General features: G+C 59.5%; 6 protein-coding genes and 1 pseudogene. 3 read left to right on the top strand and 4 right to left on the bottom strand.

Features of this window, described 5'->3' with window-relative positions; genetic code table 11:
• Window positions 1-93: 93 nt before the first annotated feature.
• Complete coding sequence (locus tag LB536_RS30815; protein WP_224599116.1) at window positions 94-561, bottom strand: hypothetical protein; 468 nt, start codon at window positions 559-561, stop codon at window positions 94-96.
• A gap of 448 nt (window positions 562-1,009) precedes the next feature.
• On the opposite strand from LB536_RS30815, the pseudogene LB536_RS30810 reads away from it, so the two are divergent.
• Window positions 1,010-1,207: pseudogene (locus tag LB536_RS30810) on the top strand (type IV toxin-antitoxin system AbiEi family antitoxin domain-containing protein); the annotation flags it as partial.
• 73 nt (window positions 1,208-1,280) lie between these two features.
• On the opposite strand, the gene LB536_RS30805 reads toward LB536_RS30810, so the two are convergent.
• Window positions 1,281-1,754, bottom strand: coding sequence for a methyltransferase family protein (locus tag LB536_RS30805; protein WP_224599114.1), 474 nt, complete (start codon window positions 1,752-1,754; stop codon window positions 1,281-1,283).
• Window positions 1,755-1,776: 22 nt separating this feature from the next.
• Window positions 1,777-2,670 (bottom strand): NAD(P)/FAD-dependent oxidoreductase, encoded by an 894-nt coding sequence (locus LB536_RS30800; protein ID WP_224599113.1) that lies wholly within the window; start codon window positions 2,668-2,670, stop codon window positions 1,777-1,779.
• A gap of 174 nt (window positions 2,671-2,844) precedes the next feature.
• On the opposite strand from LB536_RS30800, the gene LB536_RS30795 reads away from it, so the two are divergent.
• A complete protein-coding gene (locus LB536_RS30795) occupies window positions 2,845-3,492 on the top strand; it encodes a TetR/AcrR family transcriptional regulator (protein WP_224599112.1) in 648 nt (215 codons plus the stop codon).
• A 590-nt stretch (window positions 3,493-4,082) separates the two neighbouring features.
• The gene (locus LB536_RS30790; RefSeq protein ID WP_224599111.1) at window positions 4,083-5,402 is read left to right on the top strand and encodes a tyrosine-type recombinase/integrase; all 1,320 of its coding nucleotides are present in this window, start codon (window positions 4,083-4,085) and stop codon (window positions 5,400-5,402) included.
• Between the two features lie 76 nt (window positions 5,403-5,478).
• Here the strand turns inward: LB536_RS30790 and LB536_RS30785 are convergent.
• On the bottom strand, window positions 5,479-5,749 hold a 271-nt coding region (locus tag LB536_RS30785), incomplete at its 5' end, for a hypothetical protein (protein ID WP_224599110.1).

Genomic DNA, 5,749 nt, shown 5'->3' with positions numbered 1-5,749 from the left:
GCCCCTGTGCAATACAGGACCCAGCCCTTAAATCTACCAGATCAATGAACCGTCCAACTTTACGGGGTCAGTTCATTCGGCTCCGGGCCTTTTTCAATCACTCCAACGGATCTTGCTTCCTCGAAGATGCCGCGTGTCGGCATCGTGTCTTATCTTGGCCATGATAGCGGCCTGTGAGACAATTGGCGTGATGAGGGCCAACAATTCGTCTACGGCCTCGATATAGTGTCGCGGTCCAGGAATCGATGATATGAACCCTGTCGGGTAGCGCAGATCATAATCTTGATTGATGTGGGCTATCTGGTTCGCCAGCGGTTTGATGAGTTGGTGGGCGACAACAAGCCCTTGCTTTTCACACTCGGCAAAGACCAATCCCACATCGTGCCGCAACTGACCTCTGCCTAAGGCAGGCTTCGGCGTCCCTTTCGCCACCAGATACGATTTCAAAATCACCTCGATGGCGTGAGCCAGTAGGAAATAGGCCGGATAGCTGAGCCCAGGCTCGTTGCACTCGGCAACGATCTGGAACGCCCGATAATAAGATTGCCCCCGCTGCAGCAAATCCCCCGGCGAAGAGCCCGAGCGGCTGGGGCATCTCCCAGAGACTTGCCGATACCTGGTTAAGACCGACTGCCGCCACGGTTCTCTTTCTAGTCCGCTATTCCCCATCCTATCGCGATTCCTACACCGGTCGCGATTCCCATCATCAAATTGCCAGCGAGGCGAAACGCCAAGGCGGTCGCAGCGGCGCGCAACTCCGGCCTCTGCTGCTGCAAGCCGATCAGCTCGTCAAAAACTCGTTCCATGTGCTTTCTCTCCTTCGGGCGATTCCCGTGTAGATCGGCGCCTAGCGAAGTCGAGTTGTGTAGATATGCTCTAGATCAGCCGATTTGCGGCCGTCTCTGAAGACCCTGAACACCTTGAAAATGTTTGGCTCCCCGGGATCGACGAAGCTGAGAAATTCGAATTCGCGATTCCCCTACGCCAGAATGCGCCCTCGGTGACGAAGATGCGCAAACGTGATCGTGACCGCGCAGAAGCCCTACGCCTTGCTGGCGGGCCAAAGCCGACGCTGAGAGACCGAGCTGCGGCCCTCGCTCGCGAACGTGGCGAGGTGCGAACGGCTGAACTGACAGCAATCGGCATTCCCCGCTGCTACCTAGCCCGGATGTGCGATGAGGGCTTGCTCATCAAAGTCGGTTATGGAGTATATCGGGCCGCCAACGTGATGCTGCTTGATGCGTATCCCGTCGCCGTCTTGTGCGGTGATCTCGCGACGGTCAGAGCCAGCGGCGAACCTCGGCCTTGTAGCGGCGGTAGTCGTCGCCGAACTTCGCTTCGAGATAGCGCTCCTCGCGGGCGATCACCTGCGTCTGGATCGCGATCAGAACCAACGGGAGCAAGGCGAAGGCGATCGGCCCGTCGAAGCCGATCGCAAGGCCGGCATAGACAAGCGCCATGCCGAGATACATGGGATTTCGGGTCCACCGAAAGGGACCGGTCGTCGCGATGAGGGTCGTTGGCTGCGACGGCGGAATGTTGGTGCCCAGCCGCCGGAACAGCCTCGCCGCCGCAAGCATCATCGTCGCGCCGGCAACGAACAGCAGTGCGCCCGTTGCGACCAGCAACCGCCAGTCGATGCCGAAAGAGCGCAGGGTGACGAACCGCTCCACCGCCAGCCCTAACAGCAGCGCTCCCAGATAGACGAAGGGCGGAGGGAAGCGCACACCCGCGCTGTCCGGTTCGACGGCCATGCTCATCCTCCTTTCCGTCTTCTCAAACCAGCATCGACTGCTGGGCGGAGATACCCGCCGTCGCGCCCTGCGATATTGCCGTGGTGACCGAGGCCATGGCTGGATTTGCAAGATCGCCGGCGGCGTAGATGCCGGGCATGCTGGTTTCGCGTCGCTCGTCGACCTTGAGGGCGGTGCCGAGCGGCGTATTGACCGTGGCGAGGCCCAGTGATTCATGCAGGCTTGCGGAAGGCTTGTTGCGCGGATGAGCGAACAGGATGTCGACCGCGGCATTGAGGCCGCTATCGAGATTAACGGTGGTGATATGGCCCCGGTGATGGGCGATTTCGGCGATCTGGCCATCAACGACGGGTATGTTGCGGCGCGCCAGATCGGCCCGGATATCGGGTGAAATGTCGTGACTATCGGCGAAGACCGTCAACGTTTCGGTCCAGTCGTGGTAAAGCCTGACATAATTATGCGACGACGGACCGGACCAGACGAGGCCCCAATGCTGGTCGGCGACTTCAAAGCCATCGCAGTAGGGGCAGGGCACGATGGATGTGCCCCAGCTTTCGGTAAAGCCCGGAACATCAGGCATCTGGTCGGCAACGCCATAACTCAGGATCAGGCGGCGCGCCCCAAGGCTTTCGTCATCGCCAGTGAGGACGGAGAAATTGTCGATGGTGCCGGAGATGCTGTCGGCCCGGGCATAGACCAGCTTGACTGTGGGATAACGCGCCAGTTGCCGCCGCGCCTCGGCCAGGATGTCCAGCGGTGGCTTGTGATCGTGGCCGAGCACACCATGCGAGTGGCCGGCGACGCGATTGCGCGGCAGGCCGGTATCGAGAACGGTGACCTTGCGGCGGGCACGGCCCAGCTGCAGGGCGCCGGCGAGGCCGGCAAAGCTACCGCCGATAATGATGACGTCATCCATGGTGATCGGCTCCGTGTTGTGGATGGAGGGGGTTCGGCTGAGCCTTGCGCGATGGCGGCCCAGAGAAACTCGAGTTGAAGGACAGGGTAAAATCCAATCTTTGGCTTGCATATTTCCGATACTACGTGGTATCGTAATTCGATAATTAGGATACTGTCAAGGACTGGAATTGTCGTGACTGAAAATAGCCAGGGCCGGCGCGGCCGGCCCGCCAACGAGGCGCTTGGCCAAACCATAGTCGACGCCGCGGGCGAACTCTTTGCGGAACTGGGTTTTCAAGCGACGACATTGGACATGGTCGCTCAGCGGGCGAAGATATCCAAGCTCAGCATCTACAGGCACTTCGAGAACAAGGAGGCCCTGTTCAGCGAGGCCTTTGCGGCCCGCTGCCATCAGTTAATACCACAGGCCCTTTTTGAAGACGTCGACGGTTCGGCCGAAGATCAGCTCATGGCGGTGGGATCATCCCTGCTTCGCACGCTGTTGCGCCCGGGCGTCCGCAGCGTCGAAGCCATGGTCATGACCGACAGCACGAATCAACAAGCGTTGAGCAAGCTCCATTACGAAGCCGGACCCGCCCACATCATCGCTCAAGTCGAGGCCCTGTTGCGCCAGTTGCACGCGAAGGCGGTTCTGGACGTGCCCGATCCTCTCCGGTCCGCCCGCTTGTTTGCCGCGCTTTTCAAAGGATGCGATCTCCTGATGATCGCACGCTTCGATCAGGCGAGAGCAGAGGACGACAACGAAATCGAATCCTATTGCCGATCGGCCGTCGCCATGTTCATCGCCGCGCACGGTGGCAACGACCACGCGGGCGGATAGCCTAGACAAGGATCCTCGATGTTCTGACGCTCTGGAAGCAGGACTACGAGATCGAAGAGTATGGGAGAAATTGCACGCTGGCGCGCAGCATCGCGCCATGGCGTAGAAGAGGCGGTGGCTCCGGTATATCGTTCGCGGCGCAGCGCCGAAACCCACCGCCAAGCACCTGTCTTTCCACGCCAGGGCCGCCGTTTATGCGACGAAAGTTTCGGAGGGCTGGGCGGCCATAGTCGCTACTGCTATCCTATGCCCGTCGTCATCGATTTCGTGGCCCGACACTGGCAACGCCAGCAGGAGAGAAGCGTGGCGTAGGGAGCTATCGTACGCTGGCGCGCGGTATCGCGCCCTAGCGTAGGAAAAGGCGGTGGCTCCCCGGGCCGGATTCGAACCAGCGACCAACCGGTTAACAGAGGTTTTCCGTTGAGTTTCTATGCATCGTCGTGCGATAGCCTGAAACATCATAAGCTTATGTAATTAAACTGGATTATTCCCCCTCCGCGTCTCAGTTCGTAGCATCATATCTCGACAAAGCGCACGGATTTGTGTAGATCATTCTGTAGATCATGGGAACCGGTTCGTCGAGGGTGCGGATGCCGCAAGTCGAGCTTACGGACAAACTCTGCCAGTCTGCGAAGGCGACGTCGGGCCGAAAGGTGGACTACTTTGACACCCTCGTAAAAGGGCTCGTCTTGCGTGCGTCGGCAGGCGGGACGAAGTCCTGGTATCTAGTCTATGGCCGGCCGGCGAAGCGCCAATGGCTGAAACTCGGCTCCTATCCGGAAATACCGCTTGGCGGTGACAAGGGAGCCCGCCAGCGCGCGCGGGATGCGCGCGCCAAGATAGGGGATGGGGGCGATCCGGTCGCCGACAAGAAGTCGCTGGCGGCTTCCCAGACCGTTGCCGACCTAGTCGACAACTACGTCAAGCGCCACGCCTCGACGAAGCGCTCGAGCGGCGAGATATCTCGCCGCCTTCGCAAGAATGTTTCCGGCCGTGACGCCGACGGCAAGAAGTTGGAGAAGCCTTCGGGGGGGTGTATTGGCGACGTCAAGCTTTCTGAGTTGCATCGCCGCGATATCACAAAGGCGATCGACGCCGTGAAGGACCGGGGTGCGGGCGTTGAGGCGAATAGGCTCTTCGAAGACGTTCGCGCCATGATCCGATGGGCTAGAGGCCGGGGCGATCTTGATCAGAATCTTGTCGAGGGCATGCGCAAGCCCACCGAAACAGTTGAACGCGATCGCGTGCTATCTGCCGACGAGATCAGAGCTACGTGGGGAGCCTTGGCACACGCTGATATGCGGGAGTCGACTCGGCGCGTCATCCGCTTGTGTCTTGTCACCGCGCAGCGCGTAGGCGAAGTCTGCGGGATAACGGTTGACGAACTCGACCTCAACGCCGCCCTGTGGACCATTCCGCCAATACGTTCCAAAAATAAACACGAGCATGCGGTCCCTCTATCGCCAATGGCCATTGAGATCATTCGCGACCAACTTGCCGACGTGAAGGCGCTTGCCGAGCGTAAGGGCAGGGCGATGCCCGCATTTGTCTTCCCGGGGCCTGGAGCCCATGCGCCTGTGACCGGTGCCGCGATCGCCAAGGCGATCAAGCGCGAAGAGATCATGAAGCGCGGAAAAGCGACGATCTTGGGCGTTGAGCCTTGGACCTCACACGACCTTCGTAGGTCGGCTGCAACGCACATGGAAGAACTCGGCATCTCGCCGTTCATCATAGGCCACGTTTTGAATCACGTGAGCGCGACGAAGGCTAGCATCACCAGCCGCGTTTATGCGCGCTATGATTACATGAGAGAAAAGCGAGAAGCACTCGCTCTTTGGGCTGATCGAGTGACCGAAATTGTCGGCTATGTCGCTAAGATTGCTTCGCCCGGCTCGATGGGCGCATCGTAACAAGGATTCGCTCAAACACGCCCCTGAATTCAAGTAAGGGTGGTCGCCGAAGCCCGCGCGGTTGATCTTGCTCACCCTAACTGCCGTCACGTCGAGCGATTGTCGGCGAATGGACGCGCTGTGCCGTTGTCAAAGGATCTACGTATCTGAGCCTACGTACTTTCGGACCGCCGTGACAAGCGCACACCGACACCACCGCCATTTTCAGGGATGAACTCGATGCCGGCATTCTCAAGCGTTTTTTGGACGAGGTATCGCGTTCCAGTTTGAGTGACCTGAGACCCTGAAGCTCCTCCAGTTTTTGGTAGAGTTCGTCCCGCTCAAGGAGACGGACGAATGAAGCGTTC

The sequence above is a fragment of the Mesorhizobium sp. ES1-3 genome (genome assembly GCF_020164795.1).
In the GTDB taxonomy this organism is placed as follows: domain Bacteria; phylum Pseudomonadota; class Alphaproteobacteria; order Rhizobiales; family Rhizobiaceae; genus Mesorhizobium.
Note: the sequence above shows the minus strand (reverse complement) of the source record. Positions and strands in the feature narration are given on the sequence as shown.

Bases quoted from the DNA above. Each gene is read 5' to 3' on its own strand.
- LB536_RS30790 (WP_224599111.1), top strand. From the start codon at position 4,083: ATGCCGCAAGTCGAGCTTACGGACAAACTCTGCCAGTCTGCGAAGGCG.
- LB536_RS30800 (WP_224599113.1), bottom strand. From the start codon at position 2,670: ATGGATGACGTCATCATTATCGGCGGTAGCTTTGCCGGCCTCGCCGGC.
- LB536_RS30805 (WP_224599114.1), bottom strand. From the start codon at position 1,754: ATGGCCGTCGAACCGGACAGCGCGGGTGTGCGCTTCCCTCCGCCCTTC.